This window comes from Pseudoalteromonas ulvae UL12, from assembly GCF_014925405.1.
Lineage (GTDB): Bacteria > Pseudomonadota > Gammaproteobacteria > Enterobacterales > Alteromonadaceae > Pseudoalteromonas > Pseudoalteromonas ulvae.
On record NZ_AQHJ01000035.1, the window covers coordinates 278,170 to 299,608 of the forward strand.

18 protein-coding genes and 1 pseudogene are annotated in these 21,439 nt (G+C 41.7%); 11 read left to right on the forward strand and 8 right to left on the reverse strand.

Annotation, left to right across the window (positions count from 1 at the left end; genetic code table 11):
* Positions 1 to 54: 54 nt before the first annotated feature.
* Entirely contained in the window at positions 55 to 2,409 is a 2,355-nt protein-coding gene (locus PULV_RS19265; protein ID WP_193332807.1) for a hypothetical protein, read from the reverse strand.
* A gap of 247 nt (positions 2,410 to 2,656) precedes the next feature.
* Here PULV_RS19265 and PULV_RS19270 point away from each other — a divergent pair, with 247 nt between their 5' ends.
* The 4 genes from PULV_RS19270 to PULV_RS19285 all read left to right on the forward strand — a co-directional run bounded on the left by PULV_RS19270 (position 2,657) and on the right by PULV_RS19285 (position 7,451).
* On the forward strand, positions 2,657 to 3,430 hold the full coding sequence (locus PULV_RS19270; RefSeq protein WP_193332808.1) for a MipA/OmpV family protein: 774 nt from the start codon (positions 2,657 to 2,659) through the stop codon (positions 3,428 to 3,430).
* Positions 3,431 to 3,558: 128 nt separating this feature from the next.
* Positions 3,559 to 4,206: a hypothetical protein gene (locus tag PULV_RS19275; RefSeq protein ID WP_086745379.1), complete on the forward strand. Its 648-nt coding sequence runs from the start codon at positions 3,559 to 3,561 to the stop codon at positions 4,204 to 4,206.
* Between the two features lie 211 nt (positions 4,207 to 4,417).
* A complete protein-coding gene (locus tag PULV_RS19280; protein ID WP_227009461.1) occupies positions 4,418 to 6,442 on the forward strand; it encodes an EAL domain-containing protein in 2,025 nt (674 codons plus the stop codon).
* 100 nt (positions 6,443 to 6,542) lie between these two features.
* Complete coding sequence (locus tag PULV_RS19285; RefSeq protein WP_193332810.1) at positions 6,543 to 7,451, forward strand: DMT family transporter; 909 nt, start codon at positions 6,543 to 6,545, stop codon at positions 7,449 to 7,451.
* A 17-nt stretch (positions 7,452 to 7,468) separates the two neighbouring features.
* Here the strand turns inward: PULV_RS19285 and PULV_RS19290 are convergent, their stop codons facing one another.
* Positions 7,469 to 8,077 (reverse strand): glutathione S-transferase family protein, encoded by a 609-nt coding sequence (locus tag PULV_RS19290; protein WP_193332811.1) that lies wholly within the window; start codon positions 8,075 to 8,077, stop codon positions 7,469 to 7,471.
* A gap of 191 nt (positions 8,078 to 8,268) precedes the next feature.
* On the opposite strand from PULV_RS19290, the gene PULV_RS19295 reads away from it, so the two are divergent.
* Positions 8,269 to 8,625, forward strand: coding sequence for a RidA family protein (locus PULV_RS19295; protein ID WP_193332812.1), 357 nt, complete (start codon positions 8,269 to 8,271; stop codon positions 8,623 to 8,625).
* A 97-nt stretch (positions 8,626 to 8,722) separates the two neighbouring features.
* Entirely contained in the window at positions 8,723 to 9,289 is a 567-nt protein-coding gene (gene efpL / locus PULV_RS19300; RefSeq protein ID WP_086745384.1) for an elongation factor P-like protein EfpL, read from the forward strand.
* A gap of 322 nt (positions 9,290 to 9,611) precedes the next feature.
* On the opposite strand, the gene PULV_RS19305 is transcribed toward efpL, so the two are convergent.
* Positions 9,612 to 10,097, reverse strand: a complete 486-nt coding sequence (locus PULV_RS19305; RefSeq protein WP_086745385.1) for a hotdog fold domain-containing protein — start codon at positions 10,095 to 10,097, stop codon at positions 9,612 to 9,614.
* Positions 10,098 to 10,295: 198 nt separating this feature from the next.
* Between PULV_RS19305 and PULV_RS19310 the strand changes: the two genes are divergently transcribed.
* A complete protein-coding gene (locus PULV_RS19310; protein WP_405127512.1) occupies positions 10,296 to 11,990 on the forward strand; it encodes an RluA family pseudouridine synthase in 1,695 nt (564 codons plus the stop codon).
* Between the two features lie 7 nt (positions 11,991 to 11,997).
* Here the strand turns inward: PULV_RS19310 and PULV_RS19315 are convergent, their stop codons facing one another.
* Both PULV_RS19315 and PULV_RS19320 read right to left on the reverse strand, forming a co-directional pair.
* The gene (locus tag PULV_RS19315; RefSeq protein WP_193332813.1) at positions 11,998 to 12,564 is read right to left on the reverse strand and encodes a hypothetical protein; all 567 of its coding nucleotides are present in this window, start codon (positions 12,562 to 12,564) and stop codon (positions 11,998 to 12,000) included.
* A 335-nt stretch (positions 12,565 to 12,899) separates the two neighbouring features.
* Positions 12,900 to 13,959, reverse strand: a pseudogene (locus PULV_RS19320) (MBL fold metallo-hydrolase).
* Between the two features lie 193 nt (positions 13,960 to 14,152).
* Between PULV_RS19320 and PULV_RS19325 the strand changes: the two are divergent.
* The 3 genes from PULV_RS19325 (at position 14,153) to PULV_RS19335 (ending at position 18,372) form a co-directional block, all read left to right on the forward strand.
* Positions 14,153 to 14,737 carry a DUF1439 domain-containing protein gene (locus PULV_RS19325; protein WP_193332814.1) on the forward strand — a complete coding sequence of 195 codons (585 nt, stop codon included), beginning with the start codon at positions 14,153 to 14,155 and terminating at the stop codon, positions 14,735 to 14,737.
* A gap of 123 nt (positions 14,738 to 14,860) precedes the next feature.
* Positions 14,861 to 18,001, forward strand: coding sequence for a tandem-95 repeat protein (locus PULV_RS19330; RefSeq protein ID WP_193332815.1), 3,141 nt, complete (start codon positions 14,861 to 14,863; stop codon positions 17,999 to 18,001).
* Positions 17,998 to 18,372 carry a hypothetical protein gene (locus PULV_RS19335; RefSeq protein WP_193332816.1) on the forward strand — a complete coding sequence of 125 codons (375 nt, stop codon included), beginning with the start codon at positions 17,998 to 18,000 and terminating at the stop codon, positions 18,370 to 18,372. The genes PULV_RS19330 and PULV_RS19335 overlap by 4 nt, the downstream gene beginning before the upstream one ends.
* Positions 18,373 to 18,439: 67 nt before the next feature.
* Here the strand turns inward: PULV_RS19335 and PULV_RS19340 are convergent, their stop codons facing one another.
* Complete coding sequence (locus tag PULV_RS19340; RefSeq protein WP_086745390.1) at positions 18,440 to 18,871, reverse strand: MarR family winged helix-turn-helix transcriptional regulator; 432 nt, start codon at positions 18,869 to 18,871, stop codon at positions 18,440 to 18,442.
* 117 nt (positions 18,872 to 18,988) lie between these two features.
* Here PULV_RS19340 and PULV_RS19345 point away from each other — a divergent pair, with 117 nt between their 5' ends.
* Positions 18,989 to 19,417: an organic hydroperoxide resistance protein gene (locus tag PULV_RS19345; RefSeq protein WP_193332817.1), complete on the forward strand. Its 429-nt coding sequence runs from the start codon at positions 18,989 to 18,991 to the stop codon at positions 19,415 to 19,417.
* Between the two features lie 22 nt (positions 19,418 to 19,439).
* Here the strand turns inward: PULV_RS19345 and PULV_RS19350 are convergent, their stop codons facing one another.
* Positions 19,440 to 20,684: a sensor histidine kinase gene (locus tag PULV_RS19350; protein WP_193332818.1), complete on the reverse strand. Its 1,245-nt coding sequence runs from the start codon at positions 20,682 to 20,684 to the stop codon at positions 19,440 to 19,442.
* A complete protein-coding gene (locus PULV_RS19355; RefSeq protein WP_193332819.1) occupies positions 20,681 to 21,343 on the reverse strand; it encodes a response regulator transcription factor in 663 nt (220 codons plus the stop codon). Before PULV_RS19355 ends, PULV_RS19350 begins: the two co-directional genes overlap by 4 nt.
* Positions 21,344 to 21,439: the final 96 nt, after the last annotated feature.

Consider the following 21,439-nt stretch of genomic DNA (forward strand, 5'->3'; position numbering starts at 1 on the left):
ATTATTGATGGGGCGTTTTTAGTTACAGCACAAAATAAGATTTACAACATAAGGTTAAAAAGTGGGGCACAGCCACGAACCCGAAGGATTACTGGTGTGTTTATAACAAATGCCGCTGCTTTTTATTGCCAGTTCGCCCACGGTATCAAGTGTATCTTTAAACACTTCATCGCCAGCACTGTTGTAACAATGCAGAAAACCATCTCCGACTAAACACGTATGTTGTTGGTGTTTGATGATTTGATAAACATTGGAAAATAAGGGCAGCAGTGATTGGTTAAAGTGACTATTTTCACCAGCACACTGCCATTGACCATTTTGTTTTTGTACACAAATATCCTCTTCACCAACTAGGTTTATCCGCGCACCATCATTGCCAGCAATGAGAGTGGTGACACTTGGATGCGTAGTCTCGCCAACACATTGGGTTAATCCTGCATCGTTGAGTAAACAAGCGAACTGATTTGCGACCACAACTTGTTTAATTGTTGAGGCATCAATCGTAAATGTTTGTGGTTGGCCGTTGAAGGTACATTTGAGTTCATTAATGGTATTAAAGCAATTCATGTCCCCTTTAGACTCACGAATAAGGCGAGTCCAGCTATGAGTCACTGAGCTTTGACTGCTCTGTGTATCATATTGGTGGTTGAGAGTGATTTGTGTATCAGTATTGATGTATTTTGATGATGTGTACTGGCTGCGAATATTTTCAGGCGCATCAAAGCTGCCACGTCCTTGGTCTTGCCAATTAAATTGATGCTCTGTGAGATTAGTTTGGCGGACTCCATCGTGAAAAAGCTGACCAAACAGTGACAGTGTACTGCCTGCAAAGTATGTTTCTTTGACTCCGGCGTACACTTTGTAATGAGAGGGGTGTAAATAGACCGGGATCATCGCCATCACGGAATACTCACCAGCATAAAGAGTTAACTGTGCATGGGTTTGTTTTTCTTGCTCAATCAGGTTACTTGCCAAAGTGATATGGGCTTGGTTGTTTTTTAGTTCAGCGCTTCGGGTAGAAAATTCATAAATGACGAATGGCATATCAATACTTAAACGATCAATTAATGAAGTAGTACCCGAAATCCCAAGGGTAAACTGATTGAGTTCATTTTTATAAATAGGAATAGCGTGCTGGGTAGGTTCAACTTTTAAATGTTGAAAGAGTTGTTCACCATTTAATACCCGAAGAGACTGCGTACGTGTAATGGTTTGGTTGTCAGTCATGGTCGCGGTAAATTGAACGTCTACGTCTTGATAACTGGCATCAGATAAGGCGGGTACAGTGATGGTGAGTTCATTATTTGTATAAGAATAATCACTTGCAGCTAACCCATCAACAGACCACTTAACAGATTGTATTAAACTAGCTTGCTCGGTTTCAACAGATACAATAACGGGTTGCCCTTTGACAGCAAGTGTGCGGTTTGTTGTGAGCTTTATATCTGATTCTATAGCGTTATTAGTGATAAGGACAGTCACCGTTTTTGTTTGGGTCAGTCCGTCTGAGGTAACCGTTAGATTCAACAAATACTGCTGATCTTGTTCGACCTCGGGGGCATCGAAACGAACCTGTGCAGTGGTCTGTTGTGATAATTCAATGGCGGTATTGTTTTGCCAGGCCCACATATATTGAGCCGTATCGCCGGAGCTTGAAATAGATGCGTCAATTTGGGCTGATTGACCTTCTTTTACCGTGATGCTTTCGGGGACTGTAATGCTGAGGTAAGGTGTGTCATCTGCTGTTACAGTTAATTTAGCGAGTGCATTTTTATATCCATAATCAGTACTGACGGTCACTTTTATGTCGAATTCAGTTGTGTTTTGCAGCGCGGGTGCTTTAAGCGTTAAAGTGGATTGCGCCTGTTTGTCATTGAGTTCTGTCTCTGAGCCAGTGTCTCCTTGTAGAGCGAGGGGCAATTGCCAGTCTATAGCCGTGATAGCGGCATTACTTTTTGCTGTGAGTGAAAGTGTAATGTATTCATTTGTGGCGACGCTACTGTGAGTGGGGAGTGTAATGTCGATATCATCAATAACAGGCAGTACATCAATGATGTGGCTTTGAGTGACTGATAAATTGCTTTCGTCTGTGACGGTTAATGTCACTTTGAGGGAGAGCTGAGTGCTGGTGTGTGGCAATTGCAGTGATGCTTGGCTCATGGAAGCTGAAAGGAGCGAAGCTTGGTCGTGATCAAATTTCCAATCAAGAGAAAAGTCAGTTGAATCAGTATCTTCAATGGTAAAGTTGATTGTAATGATTGTGCCACTTTGCGCTGTTGGCTGCGCAGAGAGTGTTAATGACGGAGCTTTTTTTACAATTTCAACTGGTGTGACGGGGGGTTGTTGTTTGCTACCACCACCACAGGCTGTCAGAAAAAAACTCACTAATAAGACTGCAAAAATTCGCATATCAATTCCTTTTGATAGGTTAAATACTCTAATCTTAAATTGTACTAAAATAGAGACGGCATAGATACCCATAAAGCGCTGAAATACATCGTTATGTGACGAACGGCATCATGGTATGGAATGCGTCGTGAGTGCGTTGTTTATGTGGTTCTGATGCCCGCTTATATTTTTAAAGTGTGAAAAGTAAACCAGATGTGTGTTTTGAGCGTATATTATTAGATTATTGAATCGCATTTAGAAGAATAATATGTATCAAGGTGTTTGCTTATTTATAACGGGTATTTTAGTGCTGTTTAGTTCGCAATTAATGGCCACAGATGAGCGAGGCGAAGTGCGAGAACGTCTTGAACCTAAAGGTTTTTTATACGGGTTTGGTTTAGGCGTAAACCAAGAGTTGTACAAAGGGTATGATCGTCGGGTTATCCCTTTGCCTATTTTAGGTTATCGGGGCGATAGACTTTCAGTATTAGGCCCTTTTGTGAGTTACGATGTATTACAACAAGAAGGGGTTAAATTAGCCGTTCAAGTGTCACCTCGTTTCCAAGGTTTTGATAGCTCAGACAGTGATATTTTTATCGGGATGGATGAAAGAGACTTTTCATTTGATGCTGGGTTGGGGCTTAAATATGAAAAAGATGACTGGAACTTAGGACTGTCATCAATGTTTGATGTGCTCAATAAATCAGATGGTTATGAACTCAAAGCTTCGCTTGGGCGGGCATTTCAAAGTGGCCCTATTTTTTACGAACCTTCAATTAGTGTTAGTTATTTAGATGCCAATCATGTTAATTATTATTACGGTGTCGCCAGTCATGAGGCAACGTCCAGCAGACCAGCCTATCAAACTGACAGCGCAGTGAATACAACAATCGGTTTTTCAATTGCTACGCCAATTTTTTTCGAAGGGTTTACCCGTTTAAGTATCGATTATACATGGCATGACGCTAATATTGCCGATAGCCCGCTGGTGGATAGCGACACTAATTTATCACTGCGTTTGTTGTACTCGCGCTTTTTCTAACGTGTCAGTATTTAGCCTGCCCTCAGGGGTAAATTGATTCAATAAAGCAAAATGAGCGCTTTAAATTCACTATTTGGCTTGTTATTTGCACAGCTTTTTACTCATTTAAAACGTGTGAAGGGATATGTATGTTTAATGTCAATATGAGTGCTCAAAACCTAGCTTTAGAGTCACAAAAACCCAGTAATAAGTCACCAGAAATAAACTATCAAGGCGCATTAACGCCTTTTAATGCAGTGCTTAACCAAGCTGAACTGTCTTCGAAACAAATAGATCAACCAGCGCAGATTTCTGCCCATGCAAAACAGTCTTATCAAGCAATCAAAACGTCAGTTGAGCAATCTCATGGTCAAGAGGCTGATAAGGGAACTGAATTTCAGACGATGGATAAAACCCTTGATGCGATTGTGAGCGAGCCTGTTGATATTAAAATGACAGCGCAAGAACTGAAACGCTCAATCATCTTTGCGCGCTTAGGGATTGATTATGAAAAGGTCAAAGAACTCGAAGAGAAAATAGACATGTTGAGCCTTGCCAAGCAAGAGGTTGAAAACTCCTCAACGCTCAGTTCATCAGACAAAAATACCTTGCTGACCCGAATCTCACAAGAAAAACAGGCATTGGAAGAACAAAAGGAATCCTTACTTAAAGGGCATAATGCCGAAGGTGTCGATGCTCTTGAGCAGGTTCTGTATGGCAAAGAAGAGCAAAGTGATGCTCTGTTAACTCACCTTCAAATCGCTAGTGAGTTTCAATTAAAAGTCACCAGTGACTAGGGCGTGTTGTTCTTTGTTGGTTGAATTTTAAATAGTACGACTAAAGGAGTGTGGGTGCTTGACACTCGTATCGCCTAAGTACTTGCTTTTAAAATAAAATGATCGTTTCTACATTGTGATTGCTTATTGTGGGATGGGGTAATCACAATGTGATGCAAATCCGGTTTTCTTTGCCATACTGTTAAAAACAATGCAATGTAGAACTTTCCTATTGGTAGCTTTCAAACGTTCAATTACTGGCGCTATTCAACGCTTTATTCACTCGCGTTATTTACTCTCTTTACGAGAGTCTTTTATTGCTTTATTGCCATATTTCATTAGCGCAGCCCTTGGTGTGCTGCTGTTTTCGTTAGCCAGTAATATCACAGTGATTAATGACGTTGTTGTGCTAAAAACCACCATAGAGTCAGCCGCGAATATCATTTTAATGTTGTTTCCGGTGATGGTGAGCATTTCAATTGGCTTTCATTTAAGTAAAAACTTGGCAACTAATGGGGTTGTTGGGGCGATTTTGGCACTGCTGTGTTTTTGTGTTCACAGTCATTTCTTACAGTACAGTAATGAACAGTTTGTGCTCAACCCAACAGGGTCGAGTGCCTACGCTGTGGTGATCCCGTCACTGACGAGTTGGTTATTAAGCCTTGGAGTGCGTTTTTTTAATCAGTTTAATGGGATGTTTGGCTCTTTGAGCAGCTTTTTAAAAGACAAGTTTTTACTGATTTTACCTTTTAGTGCGGTGTTTTTTAGTCTGTTTTTGGTTATGCCACTTTTTGATTGGTTAGGCAGCCAAATTGCGTTGGTGTTGTCTCCTGACCTTGAAAACTCGTCGGTAGCGCAACTCACTTTTCAGCGGATGTTAGTCACTCATTTACTTTGGTTTGTGGGCATTCATGGCGACAATATGTTTAGCATGTTGTTTGATCAAAGTTATTTAAGCCAAGATATTTTACCAGGCTTAAGCGCGAAAACATTTTATGATGTGTTTGTATTAATTGGTGGAACTGGGTGTTTTGCCGGATTGATACTGGCAGCTTTAACGCTTAAAAAAGGCGCACATGAGCGCAATATTGCCCAGTTATCGATCCCTTTTACGGCATTTAATTTTTGTGAAATTATCGTATTTGCATTGCCAATCTTTTTTAACCCTATCTTGTTTATTCCTTTTTTATTAGTCCCGACAGTTAACTTTTTATGCAGTTATTTATTCTTATCATCGGGTTGGATTGCTTATAGCGATATGTCGATTAGTTGGATGACGCCGACATTAATTAATGGATACATGATTGGCGCAGATTTAAATGCCATGCTATTGCAAGCGTGTTTAATCGGAATCAATGCATTGATTTATTGGCCTTTTTTACAGTGGAGTGCCAAAAAAACAGATTGCCACAGTGCCGTAGAAGCTTTATCGAGCAAACTGAAGCTTTCCGAACAATTTGCAGAGCACAGTGAAAGCCGGTTTATTTCTCGCCAACAGCAAACATTCGAATCAACCGTTGAATTACAATCTGTCTTGGCTGAACTCTCAGCAGGTGAGTTGCAATTACATTATCAGCCGCAAATTGATTTACGGGACAATCAAGTAGTTGGTTTTGAGGCATTACTGCGCTTAAAAACCTGCGAAGGTTTAATAAAAGGCCCTTATTTTTTAACAACTTTACAGGCACATAATCAAACAGAGCTTATTGACTTGTGGGTCATGCAACAAGCAGCCAAAGACTTAGCGAATTGGCAGGCTCATGGGGTAAACCCGCTCATTAGTATTAACTTAAACCCCGATGTGCTGACTAAACTCAATTTAGTGCATCAATTGTGTGCGTTGTTTTCGCCGTTTAAAGGGCAAGTGAAAGTTGAAATTATTGAATCGAGTTATCTAGAAGATCAAGCGCTGGTTGCACAGCATATTGAGTTGCTTAACGAGCATGGTATTACGACTGTGATTGATGACTTTGGTACAGGTTATTCGAGTTTGTTTATGCTCGCGAATTTGCCAGTAAAACAAGTGAAGTTAGATCGTCAGTTTTTGATGCAAATAGAGAGCAAAGAGGGCGCACTGCTTTATCAACATGTCACCCAGTTATTACTTCAATTAGGCTATCAGATAGTTGCAGAGGGAATAGAAACACCTCATGAATTAGCTTGGGTTAAACAACTTGGGATCCCTATCGGTCAAGGTTGGTACTTTGAAAAAGCCCTTCCTTTTGAGCAAGTCCAAAATTATAAAGTGGGAAAGTAAGGGGTTATTAACCGACACCCGCTGATTCTTTTATGAGAATAAAATAGTCAGTTAACGGGTCTTGTAATGCTTTACCACGTTAAATTAAATGAGCTTTGTTATGGATCAGTACTTAAATCTTTCCTCAGATAGTAATAGCCGTTATCGGCTTTTTTTATATACATCACTTGCCATGATTGCGTTTGCTGCTAATTCCTTATTATGTCGCATGGCACTTAAAGAGACCGATATTGACGCCAGTAGCTTTACGGCTATTCGGTTACTGAGTGGCGCTTTGGTGTTAATTTTTTTGACCTCATTTAGTGCTAAAAATCAGCGTTATCTGTATTTATTGAAGACGGGCAATATCTGGTCAGCGCTTGCATTGTTCGTTTATGCAGTCGGGTTTTCTTTTGCGTATAAAGGGTTATCGACAGGGATGGGGGCACTGATCTTATTTGCTATTGTGCAGTTGGTCATGATCACCGTTGCCTTGATGATGAAAGAAAAATTTAGACCTGTGCAATGGTGTGGATTGGTTTTGTCCCTTGCTGGGTTAATGGTGTTATTAGTGCCAGGCTTAGACGCTCCGCCTCTTAAGGAGTCTATCTTAATGGTGATTGCAGCTGTGGCGTGGGCGGCATATACCTTAATTGGTAAAGATGCAAAAAATCCGACCCAAAGTACAGCAGCTAATTTTGTTTATACACTGCCATTGGTTTTAATATTGGTAATACTCAGTGTTGATTCTTGGCAAATTGATTTACGTGGTGCGTTTTATGCGTCTTTGTCTGGAGGGATGACCTCCGCGTTAGGTTATGCGATTTGGTATGCAGTGCTACCTAATTTACAAAGAAGCACGGCTGCAGTGATTCAATTGAGTGTTCCATTATTGGCAGCTTTATCTGGAGTGGTTTTTTTAGATGAAGCGCTCACCGTGCGTTTGTTGGTTGCAGGCAGTGGCATTATCGTCGGCATTGCGCTAGTTGTTGGGCTAAAACAACCCGCACACAAAACGACTCACTCTTGAGAGTGAGTCAAACAGGCTTAACCTTGTTGTTGGGCTTTGGCATAAGCCGGGCGTTGTTGAACTTTTGTGAGATACGCTCGTGTATGCGGATGTTGCTCAAGTAACATCGCGTTTGCAGCTATGTTTAATAAAAAGGTCATCATGATATCAGCGGCGCTAAAATGCTCACCGGCAAAATACGCTTGTTTTGACAGAGTCATTTCGATAAATGCTAAATCCAAGTTGAGCTCTTTTTTGACGTAGCCGTCCATAGGCTGTTTACCATCACGGTCTTCCATGCCCATGAGCATATTTGTAATCAAAGGCAAGGCTAATGAGCCTTCAGCAAAGTGCATCCATTGTAAATATGAATAATACGCGTGAGTACCTTTTTCGGGTCTAAGTGCGTTATTGTCATCAGTATCAAGCAGGTATTCTATAATCGCGGCAGATTCACATAATGTGAGTGTGCTATCACTTAAAATAGGGGCTTTGCCAAGCGGGTGAACCTGATGCAAGCTGGGCGGTGCTAAACGTGTAATGGGGTCGCGTTGATGGTGGACAAGTTCATAAGGGGTGCCGAGTTCTTCTAGCAACCATACGATACGTTGTGAACGAGATTGGTTGAGATGATGTAAGGTGATCATAAGTGCTCTTTAGTTTATTGAATTCAATTTTTTGATTTAACTTACTTTATACATTTGTTAACTCAAAAAAGATCAGTCTGTTGAACAGTTTAATCTGCTTTAATTGGTGAGTGTGTAATGACAGTAGCGCGAAAAGGTGAAATACGCTCTAATACAGGCAATTTCATAACATATTTTAGCAGAGGTAAAAAATGGATATTACCCGTATTAATCCATCTCCCCGTTGGTCTGATGCGACCATTTTTAATGGCATGGCTCATTTTGTTGAAGTTGCAGACGATGTAATGGGTGACATTGAGAGCCAAATAGCGCAAGTGTTTGCTCAAGCCGAGGCTTCATTGTTGACGGTTAACAGTGATAAATCACGCTTGCTATCCGTGACGATTTATTTGACTGACTTTGCGAACTTAGCTGTTTTTAATCAAGCTTGGGAGCAATGGTTACCTGATGGTTGTGCACCCAGTCGCGCCTGTGTAAAAGCTGAGTTGGCTGATGAAAATCTCTTACTTGAAATTGCATTTGTCGCTGCGGCAGCTGAAACGTGCTAAAGCAAAGTGTTCTCGCTTAAAAAGCACAAGATTCTAGTTGAACTAAAACGGATTCATGGTATGTTTCTGTCCGCTAAATATATATAGGAAGCTCATTATGCCTAAGGCCAGTGAAATTAAAAAAAATAATGCAATCGAGCACAATAATCGTGTGCTTGTTGTAAAAGATATTACACGTTCAGTACCACAAGGCCGCGCGGGTGGCAGCTTGTATCGTATGCGTTTATACGATGTGGTCACAGGTGCAAAAGTCGATGAGACGTTCAAAGACAGTGATATGCTGAATCTTGCCGACTTAGTCCGTCGTGAAGTCATGTTTTCATACATTGACGGTGATGAGTATGTGTTTATGGATAATGAAGACTACACGCCATACAACTTGAACAAAGACTCAATTGCTGAAGAAGCTTTGTTTGTTAATGAAGATACACAAGGTTTACACGTTATCGTGGTTGCAGGTGCGCCAGTTGGCCTTGATTTACCAGGCAGTGTTGAATTGGTTGTTGAAGAAACCGATCCTTCTATCAAAGGTGCGTCTGCAAGTGCTCGTTCAAAACCAGCACGTTTAACGACGGGTTTAACGATTCAAGTCCCTGAGCACATCTCAACGGGTGATCGTATTAGAATCAACACCGCTGAAGTGAAATTTATGGGCCGTGCATAAACAGCCTGTGTTTCATATAAAAAAACCTCACCAATGTGAGGTTTTTTTGTTTATGGGTTAGGGGTTGTTAATCTTTCGTGGTTAAATTTTGTTCGATATAAAAACGCTTTTATCGCCCCGAGCAGTGTGTAGCCTAGTCATTCTAAGCAAATACTGCTCAACAAAGAGAAATACGCTTTTAGCCGAACCCTTCGGGCAGCGTTTGTTGGGTATTTCTACTGCGTTATCGCTTTTTCGTGTAGCTCGCTACACCACAAAAGCGTTGCCTTGTATCAATACTCAACAATTCGCTGCAAAAATCATCACGAAAGATCAATAACCCCTAGGCTTTGTTTGGTTTTTCAGTGATCCACAATTTTATATGGCCTTGCACAACAATTGTTCCTTGATCGTCATACGCTGTCACTGGCACTAGCATGTCTCCTGGGGTCCATTGCTCAGGTGTGACCTGTGCAATGCAGCGAATATCACTGCCTGCTTTGGCGGTATAATCAACACTCATTCCTTTTGGGATCCAACGCAAGTGTTTGGGAATTGAGGCTTCGGCCATGACTCCCATCGCCATTTCTAAGCCATTACAAATAGCGATGACATGCACAGTTTTAATATGATTGAAGACTTTTCGGCGTTTTTTGATTAAACATTCGCAGTGATTCACCCGTAAATTGGTGATTAATGGACCCATAGAGCCAAAATAAGGGGCCATTCGCGTAATCATTAATGTAAAAAACCGACGTCCAAAGGGCAGTGGAGTCAACTTATTATAAAGTGCCATGACTTTGTTGGGTTTAACCTGTGATGTAGTCATCTTCAAACCTATTGAGTGTTATTGCTATTGTTGTCTGGTCAGATGAGTTTAGCACTCAAATAATTAAAAAAGCCAGCATGGTTTTAAACGCTATGCTTAAGTCCGTTATTAGAATAATGATGGCTGATGAGATTTTTGCGCTAAACAGTTACACTAGCGGCATATTAGGCCAATGGTTGGTCTAAGCGACAGTATTTGATGTTTATGATGGCCACTCTTGATTCTGATCCTTGCTTACATCTGTTTGAGCACCCTATTTGTGATACAGCCTTACCGGAGCGTTTTACCTTTGTATTTTATTATGAGCCGCACCCGCTTTGTGTGCGGGCAGCAGAGCAGTTGCAGACCCAATATTTAAGTGCGCCTAATTGGGTACATAATTTTGGTTTGACTGGCCAGCTTGATGGCGCGATAGGTAAAATGTTTGGCGTATTATTAGTGCGTGATAAACACGGCCAGATTGGCTTTTTAGCTGGGTTTTCGGGGAAGTTGGCTAATTGTAATCATCTTGATGGATTTGTTCCTCCTGTATTTGATTTACTCGACGAAAACAGTTTTTTTTTACAGTCTCAACTTTATATAAATCGCCTTAATACACAACTTGATCAGTTACAAAACGATCCTAAATTGAGCGCCTTACGTGAGCAGTTGCAGCGCGTGGAGCAACAAAGTGAGCAAGAAATAGCCGCGCACAAGGCACTCATGGCAAAAGACAAACAGCAGCGAAAAATACAGCGCCTTGACGCAAACGGATTAGAACCAGAGGCGCAGAGAGAATTAACTCGGCAACTCGATCAACGCAGCATTAGTCAAAAACTGAAATTAAGAGACTTAAAACTCAACTGGCAACAGCAAATAGAACATATTTCTTCACAATTGCAGATACTTGAACAGGCCGTCACCCAGTTGCAACAGCAGCGAAAAACAGAGTCGGCTGCCTTACAGCAAAAAATATTCGAGCAATACCAATTTTTAAATCGGGATCAGCAATTGAAAAGTCTTGCCGAGATATTTTCTCCTTTAGATAATCCCACTCCGCCAGCTGGTGCGGGTGAGTGCGCTGCGCCTAAATTATTACACTATGCGTTCAAACAAGGAATGACACCATTGGCTTTAGCTGAGTTTTGGTGGGGCGCGTCACCAAAGTCTGAAGTACGTCAGCATAAAAACTATTATCCGGCGTGTATGAGTAAGTGTCAGCCAATTTTAAGCCATATGCTGAGTGGCATAGCGGTCGATCCTAATCCACTGATCGTCAATACTGCCAAAGGAAAACCATTACCGATTGTTTATCAAGATGAGGAGATGGTTGTTGTTAACAAACCAGCGGAGTTTTTATCTGTTCCCGGTAAAACCATAACTGACTCGGTGCAGACTCGGATTGCTCAGTTGTTTCCACAGGCATCTGGACCGTTAATTGTTCATCGCTTGGATATGTCGACCTCTGGCTTGATGGTGATAGCGCTTAATAAACATGCTCATCAGCGTTTGCAGCGGCAATTTATTGAACGTACAGTAAAAAAACGTTATGTGGCATTACTTGATGGGTCACTCGCAGTGCAACAAGGCGAGATTAGTCTGCCATTACGTGTTGATTTAGCTGACCGTCCTCGTCAATTAGTTTGCACAGAACATGGCAAACATGCTTTAACTTATTTTGAAGTTATTGGCATTGAAAAGGGTTTAACCCGAGTGCACTTGTACCCACACACAGGGCGTACACACCAGTTGCGTGTTCATTGTGCGCATCATCTTGGGCTCAATAGCCCAATAAAAGGCGATGACTTATATGGAAAAAAAGCGCAGCGTTTACACCTTCATGCGGAGCAGTTAGTGCTAAAACATCCCCTTAATGGCATTGAATTGACATTTTGTGTGGAGGCGGAGTTTTAGCTCAGTGTTAAAACACCACACTTAGCGATAATCCGCCATATAACTGGTTATCTGATTGCCAGTGCTCGCTATCGATTTGTCGATAGCGAGCAAATGCGCCAATGGTGATGAATTGATTAATGCTAATTCCCGTGCCGATGCCAACAAACCCATCGACATTAAAGGGCAGGTCATCATGTCTATCCTGTTCAAATGAGTTGTGTTCATCGTATTCATCCTGTTCAAATAAACTCACATAGGCTAGGTTTCCCATGCCTTCACTCATATCCATGCCAATTTCTGCATATAACTCAAAGACATCAAAGTAACCGAGTTTTCCACCAATCTCCCATTGAGCAAACTGCTGAGTATCTCCTTGCTGATCGTTGATTTTTGCATGGTTAAGGCTCGAAAATAGTCCAACGCCGAGTTCAGATCGCGGGGCTAAAGCGATATATTGCACACCTAAGCCACTGATGGTTTGTTGGTTGTGGCTTTCGGTCGAGAGATAAACCCGCGTTTGATTTGCAGCGAGAGTCATATTGCTTATTAAGAGTAAGCAAAGAGCTGATAAATTGATTGGCCTTAGTTTCATGGGGATTGCTTCAAAATAACACAGGCGTCCAGTGTTGCCCGAACAGGTGTTAAGTTCTGTCGCAAAAATGTGGGAAAATGTAAAGGGCATATGTCGCAGTGTGAAGATGATCTTACGTGACAATATGCTTTGGAGAAGAGATGCGCGACCAAGGCAGAGATCAAACGTTTCATTAGCACGCGATATAATACAACCGATGATACTGCGAGTATTAATTTAATATATCGACTGAATAAAGGTGAATGGTTTTGATGCGTACCTTTATTATTTTGATTGGGTTGTTGTTAGTTGTGATGCCATCCCTGGCCAAGCATATTTGTGTCAAAGTGCTGCAGTTAAAATGCAATAACATCACCCTCATTTAAAATATACAAGGGCACGGATGAGTTCATTTGTTCGTGCATATTTAACAACCTCACCATCGCCCATTTGCCATGTTGCGTTACCATAACCCCAAGGGATCATCACTTTACAGTTTAAATCAGCAGCTGCTGTCAGGGCATCTTCAGGTGTGGTATGCACATAACGGTACCACTTTGGGTATTGCTCACTGTGATAAGACGCAATAGGCATCAAACAGACATCGATGTCGCCATAACGCTGTTGTATATCTTTAAAATGTGGCGAATAGCCGGTATCGCCAGCAAAAAAGAGTGTATGACCTTGATATTCAATGATCCACCCTCCCCACAAAGCTTGTTCATCATCATTATAAAAAGGAATTAAATAACGACTATTGAAGTGGTGAGCGGGCACTGAGTGGATGGTCAGTTCCCCTTGTTTTTGTTGGCTATACCAAGGAAGTTCAGTGATATTATAACCACCAGATGGAAAGTAATCTGCCATATCAAGGGGCACATAATAGGTCGGTTTTGTGCCAATCGAGGCTAAATCTGTTTTGTTAAAATGGTCATAATGCAAATGGGAGTAAAGTACCGCATTGGTTTTGCGCAATTCAGTGTCGCTTAGTTGGGCTGGCTGCTGTCGATACAAGCCGCCACTCCATTTAAATGCGACATCGACAGGCCAATCAAATTGATCAAAAACAGGATCAATTAAAATATGTTGATTGTCGCCAGTAGTAAGTTGAAAACTGGCATGCCCGAGCCATTTAACGGCAAAGCCAGTGTTCAAACTAGGTCTGATTTGGTCGGCAATATAGTGGCATTGTGTGGCGGGTTGATTGATTTCACAACTCAGCTCTTGACGCGGGGTATAACAATCTTGTTGGCAAGTAATTGGGTAGGTTTTTTCACCTGCATATTGGTTGATATAACGTTCATTTTTTTTGAATGTCGTGTTTTTTTCTGCAGGTAGTGTGGTGATGAAATTGCTCGTGCATGCACTGAGCAAAATTAAGAACAAGAATGCTAAGGGTGTTTTTAAAGAGTACATAGCAGCCATAAGATAATGTATTTTATAATAAATCATAAACTTTTTTAGCCATGCATCCAACTCAATTAGAGTTGTAAATTGTATCTGGTTGTTGCTAAGTTGCGAGCCTAATTATCAAGTTAGCCATACTAGATACAAGTTAGATAGTGTTAAATAGTAAGGTAGTTCATCCATATTTAAAGAGAGGTCTGTGATGGTTAAGTATATAAAAGCAAATGTTGTGTTTGTAATTTTATTAGTGTGGATTGGTAGCCTCACAGGGTGCAGTAGTCTTAATTCTCTGGTTCTATATCAAATCAGTGAGCAAACAATTAATCAACAAACAGCCGCGCAGCTGTCGAGTTTAGCTGCTGAACATCGCGTGATGGGGATCCCTGTGACGCTTGGTGTCACACAGGCACTTTTTACCGTAGGGCCGGATGGTAAAGATGTGGTGCGTTTGACGGTCAAAGCCCAAGCGAATATCAAGATGTTTGGTTTGCGCTACCCCGTGTTATTACACTCGTCACTGGAAGCGAAACCTGTTTATCGCGGGCAAGATCACAGTATCTATTTACAACAATTGGCAATTTTACATTCATCGATTGAGGCCGCAGGTTTTAAAGGTAACTTGAAACCTTTAGATGATAATTTGCAGGCGTTAATTTCGCAGTTTTTAGCTGCGAACCCGATTTATACCCTCAATGAACAAAATCCAACAGAACGATTGCTGATGAGTGTACCTGTGGATATTAAAATTAAAGCAGGCTTAGTTGAACTGACACCCAGTCTTCATTAACTAGAGCCGCAATGCTGAAAAAGTTTGAATAAAATATTTGAGGTTGTGGGCAATTTTGCTTCTAAATGGGCGATCGTCACCTACACTGGTTCATTACAGTATCAATCTTGGCCGGTGATAAAAATGACACGTATGATTTTACCTTTGCTCTTGCTCAGTTTGTTATTTATACCTGTTTCAACTGTGCATGCAAGTTCCTTACAAAGTGCTTCTCTTTGGCATGATGTGAACATTCAAGAGTCTCTTGAACAACTTACTGACGTCAATGTAGTTGCAAAGGACTACCGATTATTAGCAGCGAATATGACTACATTGGAGCAGCAGCTTTTTGCTTCTTCAGAGGTAACGCTTAACTTACCAATGCCCGATGGGCGCTTCCAAGCTTTTAATTTAACCTATGATCCGATTTACCCGAGTGCTTTAGCTGAGCGCTATCCTTCCATTCGCACTTTTGTGGGTTATCAAGTTGGAGATAAGCGACAGACTGGTCGCTTTGATATCACTCCCCACGGTTTTCATGCCATGGTTTTTTATCAAGATCAGTGGGTGATGATCGATCCACTTCAGAAGGGTAATAATCAGCGCTATATTAGTTATTTTAAACGCACACTGCAGCAAGCCCAAGCTCGTCGTTATGACGAAGTCTTACTGCCAGAAATTGTGCAAAACATGGCTCAAACGCCTGTTTCAGCGACCATGAACGACACCCTAAAAACATATCGAATTGCAGTTGCAGCAGCAGGTGAGTTTACGGCGTTTCATGGCGGCACAAAAGAGCTAGGTTTAGCGGCAATTGTCACCGTTATTAATCGCGTCAATCAAGTGTATAAAACTGATTTAGGCGTACGTTTAGAGCTGGTGGGAAATAACGACAGTGTTGTATTCACCGATGCCAATAGCGATCCTTATGCAAATGATGACACCGATCTTGATACCAATGAGTCGGTGATGAATACAAATATCGGGTCTGCTAATTATGATATTGGCCATGTAATGAATACCGGAGGTGGCGGAGTTGCCTATTTAGGTGTGGTCTGTGGTAATTTCAAGTGGGGAGGAATGACAGGCTCAGGCAACCCAATTAATGATGGCTTTTCAATTGATTATGTAGCTCATGAAATCGGGCATCAATTTGGGGGCCAGCATACATTTAATGGTTTAGCGGGCAGTTGTGGTACGCGCTCAGCTAACGATGCCTATGAGCCTGGCAGTGGCTCAACCATTATGGCGTATGCGGGGATCTGTTCAGAACAAAACTTACAAAATAACAGTGATGCATTTTTTCATGCCCATTCCGTGGCACAAATTAATCAATATATTGCGCAGTCTGGTAGCTGCGCGAGCACTACGCCTCTTAATAATACCGCGCCAGTTGTGAATGCAGGCAATGATTACACTATTCCTGCCAATACGCCTTTTGTTTTGACTGGTCAAGCTACGGATAACGATACTCTCAGCTATTCTTGGGAACAGCTCGATTTAGGCACTGAGTCCAATAGTGTTGCAGACATGGTGGACGATGGCAGTCGCCCGTTATTTCGTTCATGGCTGCCGACGAACTCAGCAATACGTTATTTGCCCCGATTGCCAGATGTGTTAAGTGCCAGCCAAACTCTGGGTGAAACTATGGCAGTGACAAACCGCTCGTTGAATTTTCGCTTAATAGCGCGTGATGGTGCCGGAAATACCGCCAGCGATAATATGGTGGTCACGGTGACCACCAGTGCAGGGCCTCTTAAAGTCACTGCACCTAATACCTCAGATAGCTGGACTCATAGCAATACCCCGACAGTTATTTGGGATCCGGCAGGGACACAAAACGCGCCTATTTCCTGCGCTGAAGTAGATATCCATATATCGTCAGATGGTGGCATGACCTTTAGTCATCTCATCGCGAATAAAACCCCTAATGATGGCAGTGAAAATGTACAAATTCCGCCAGTCAATACCAGTAATGCCCGCTTAAAAATACAATGCTCAGATAACATTTTTTATGCTGTCAACAATGGCAATTTCAGTATTACAGGTGTGAATCCAGATGCGAAGCCTCCAGTTATAACGGGTCAGCAAATGATAAATGGCGATGAAGATACAGCGATTGCAATCGCGTTTGCAGATTTGCAAGTTACCGATCCCGATAGTAGCTACCCAACTGGATTTTCGATGCAGCTACAGCCCGGCGAGAATTACACCGTGAATGGACAGTCGGTGACAGGCTCTGCAAACTTTAACGGTGAATTAAGTGTGCCAGTGATTATTAATGATGGCTTGCTCGACAGCAACACTTTTAATCTTGCGGTAACAGTTAACCCAGTTAATGATGCGCCGATGATTTCAGCCATAGCTGCTCAAGTTATCAATGAAGACACAACAGCACAGGTTGGTCTTTCTGACATCACCATTATTGATAGTGATACCAGCCAAAATGCGCAATCCGTCCATGTGGTAGCGGGTAATAACTACACATTTAATGGAGCGACTTACACTCCTTCGGTTAATTATTCCGGGTTTTTAAATGTGAATGTTCGAGTGAATGATGGTGAGTTAGACAGCAATATTTTTCCGATGATGGTCACAGTGACTGCGGTTAATGATGCGCCAGTCATTCAAGATACCGCCATTATTACAGTCGATGAAGACCAGTCAATTACAATTGATAAAAGTATGCTCACGATTGTCGACCCTGATAACACCTTAGATGAGCTATCAGTGAGTTTACTCGCCGGTGAGCAATACACCTTAGATGGATCGCGAGTGCTCCCCGCTGCTAATTTTAATGGCCCGCTCTTAGTGAATGCGACAGTCAGTGATGATGAATTAAGCACTACAAGTCAGTTTACTGTGACGGTCAATGGAGTCAATGACGCGCCCTTAGCTGTAAATGACAGTGTGTCTATGGTGCAAGACAGCAGTGTGGTCATCAATGTACTGGCCAATGACACGGACGTAGATGGTGATCAACTACAGATCACCAGTGTGTCTACCAATGGTTCAGGGGCAGTGAGTCATGATGGTAATCAAATCAGCTTTACTGCTGCAACTGGGTTTACTGGCTCAGAAATCTTGACTTACACTATCAGTGATGGACAGGGCGCAAGCCACAACGCGGATGTCAATGTAACAGTGAATGCAGCGACCGTACCTGTTGAAAATAACGATCAAGGAGGTGGGGGCAGTGTCGGCTGGTGGTTGCTTGGACTTATGGGGCTGATTAGCTATCGCCGCCGCTTGCTATTTAAGAAATGTCACTGGGAGTCGGTATGAAATATTACGTTTTGTGGCTTATAGGACTGATGGTGTTAGTCGGATGTGATAAGCAGTCAACACCTGCACAGCAAGAAACCACCAGTCCGATTGGCGCATTAAGTTGGTTAGAGCAAGCAGATGTCGACACTGATATCGCACATGCGTTATCAGAAAACGATTTTCGTTTATGGGCCATTGCTGGCAGAGGAATGAAAATTCCAGGCTTATCGGATGAGCAAATCACTCAAGCTGAAACTCAGTGTCAAACCCGTATGATGCCGGGAATGGGCGATGTGATCACTGATCCTGAGCATAAAAAGTGGTGGAACAAAGGGCGAGATTATGCCAAATCTTACAATCAGCGGATGTTGGCTTATTGTTTAAAATAACATTTAGTTGCGGTTAATTCATCCATCGGCGAGGAGAAATCCTCGCCTTTTTTATTGTCACTTAAGCCTAGTTGAGGTCATGGCATACTTTATCAAGTAACTGAATTAATTGGCTTATATCATCTTGATTGATGCTTGGAAAGGCACATTGAATTTGCTCGGGAATGGTCTGAGCCTGATGTGCTAACTCTCTTCCTTTAGAGGTGAGTTTGACCACTTTACGGCGTTTATCTTCGTCGCTTGCGAATACGTGTAAATAATCTTTGCTTTGCATTTTTTTTAAGATCAATGTCATGGCGCCACCATCAATGGCTGTTTTTTCTAACAGCGCTTGGATAGTAATGTCATCTTGTTGCCACAGCGCCATCATCACCACATATTGCGGATAAGTGAGATCTAACGCATCGAGCAAAGGCCGATAAGTCCGTATTAATGCATTTGATGCCATGTAAAGCCGATGGCATACCTGTTTATCAAGCTGTAATTGTGAATAAGTCATAGCGCCTCCAAAAAAGTTATTTTATTTTGTGTGCAAAGTATTTGCAATCAATAAAAATTCGCGTATATTATTTTGCATGCAAACTATATTGTTAACTTAAACTCAATAGGAATCACAATGAAGACTTTAAACGATGTACTTTATACAGCTAAAGCGACGGCAACGGGTGGTCGTGAAGGATCAGCGAAATCAGATGACGGACGATTAGATGTCAATTTATCAACTCCCAAAGGATTAGGTGGTGATGATGGTCAAGGCACTAATCCAGAGCAGTTATTTGCGGCAGGGTATGCAGCGTGTTTTATTGGCGCGTTAAAGTTTGTCGCAGGACAAGCAAAAATTGCTTTACCAAAAGAGACACATATTGATTCAGAAGTATCAATAGGCCCTATTCCAGCTGGATTTGGTATTGCGGTTAAATTATCTGTGTCATTGGGTGAGATGGACAAAACACAAGCGCAGGCTTTAGTCGAACAAGCTCATCAGGTGTGTCCTTATTCAAATGCTACTCGCGGCAATATTAGCGTGGAATTATCGGTTAAATAATCAGTCGATTATCTCAAATGCCCTAGACAAAGTTTAAGCTCACGCGGTAGTAATGGTTGCTTTGGCTAATGTTTAGGGTAATTGCCAGTTGTTGGCACACTTGTTTGATTATAAATAAACCGACTCCAAAGCTTTCGGTCTTGGCTGCTCCTTGAACTGGTTTTATAGGAGCAGCTATCTGATTTGAAAAGCAAATTTGAGCGTCTGATAATCGAATGTTCACCTGACCATCTAGGCTGTATTTGGCCGCATTTTGAAGAATATTGTCGATTAATAATTGCCAAAGTTCGGGGTTTACATTTAGGTTAGTCAGTTGCATGGGCTGATCGTAAATGATTACCAAAGACGACTCACGTTGTGACAAAGTGGTCAATGAATGTTTAATACTGGCTTGCACATCAACTAAACATGATTCAAGAGGTGTCGATTGCCAAAGCAGTAATAAACGCTGGCTCAATTGTTTCATTTTCTCCGTTGCCATTTCTACTTTACAGAATGTCTGCCACACCTCTTCTTCGATATCATCTAATTGCGCTAAGCGAGACAATGCCGCCTGTTGTATTGCAATGGGTGTGCGTAACTCATGAGCCAGAAACTGTAAAAATAGCGTTTTTTGCTCGACAGCTTGCTGCTGTTGCAGCAGTAAATCGGCGTTTTCTTGTTTTATTTGATTGAGTAAATTTAATGGCGCCAGCAATTCATCAAACGCAACGTTTTTTGGTAAAGGGAGTGGGGTGGAATGTGTGGCTAATTGTTTAATCCAAGGAGTGAACGTGCCAAATTGTGACGCTAAACGACGTCCTAAATAATTCAAATAGATAAAAAAGCCGAGCAAAATGACTAAGGAGATAATGGCAAGCCGATTAAAATCAGATAGCTGCGTGTCAATATCAAAATAATGAAGCACGTAAAAAACAGGGGCATTTTTATGAGTTTTATAAGGCAAAATATACACTAAGTGTGAATTGAGCTCGATTAAATGCACAGTATTAATCGGCAAAGGCATAAAAGATAGCAAGGCATCAGGCAGTGCCTTTGCTGAAAAATAATATTCTTTTACTTGAGGATCAAACTCGATGATCTCATCATTAGGTTGGTAGGCTTCACTTAAAGTTTCTGCTTCATACTGGATATAATAATCAGTGGAGTCATCTAAGCCAATGTAGTGACTATAAGTCAGTAAACATACGACGATGAGGCTCATAACAATAAAAATACCCGCCAGTTGCAACTTCAAAAAACGAAGAAACGATGTCTGCTCTGTCATTTTAATGCGACTCCTGCTCCGCGATGAGTATGCAAGATTACCGACTCATCATCACGCTGTAAGTTATGTCTGAGGCGATTTAATAATGTTTTATATTTATCAATGTTGTCGGTCTGATCAGGCCACAAGGATGCCATGATGTGATCTTTGCTAACCAAGTTTGGACTGTGATGACACAATAGGGTCATTAATTGCCACTGTTTGGGTGACAAAGTGATCACCCGATTTGACCGACAAATCTGTCTTTGGCCAAAATCGACAGTTAATGTATCAAGGGTAAATTGGTTCACGTTAGCGGGTTGCTTCACTCGGATCATAATGTTTAAACGTGCTAATAATTCGGCCAACTCGAATGGTTTACATATATATTCGATGGCTCCGAGTGAGAACGCTTTTAATTTATCATCTAGTTCAGACCGAGCACTAATGAACATCACTGGCGGGCAAAAGGACAAAGCTGCTAATTGTTCACAGACACTAAATCCATCGTAATAGGGCATTTCAATATCAAGGATAACCGCATCGTAATGGTTTGTTTTTAAAAGGTTCATCGCAATTCGGCCATTGGGTGCGTAATCACATTCAACGTCCTCGGCTTCAAGGTAATCAATAATTAAGGTGGCTAAATGACTCTCATCTTCTGCCAATAACACTATCATTACTTAAGTACTCAGTAGGTCAATGTTGAATAGTGCTTCAAGTGTAGCATTGCTGCGAACTCGACTGTTACCTGACGGTTACCTTAGTTATGTTAA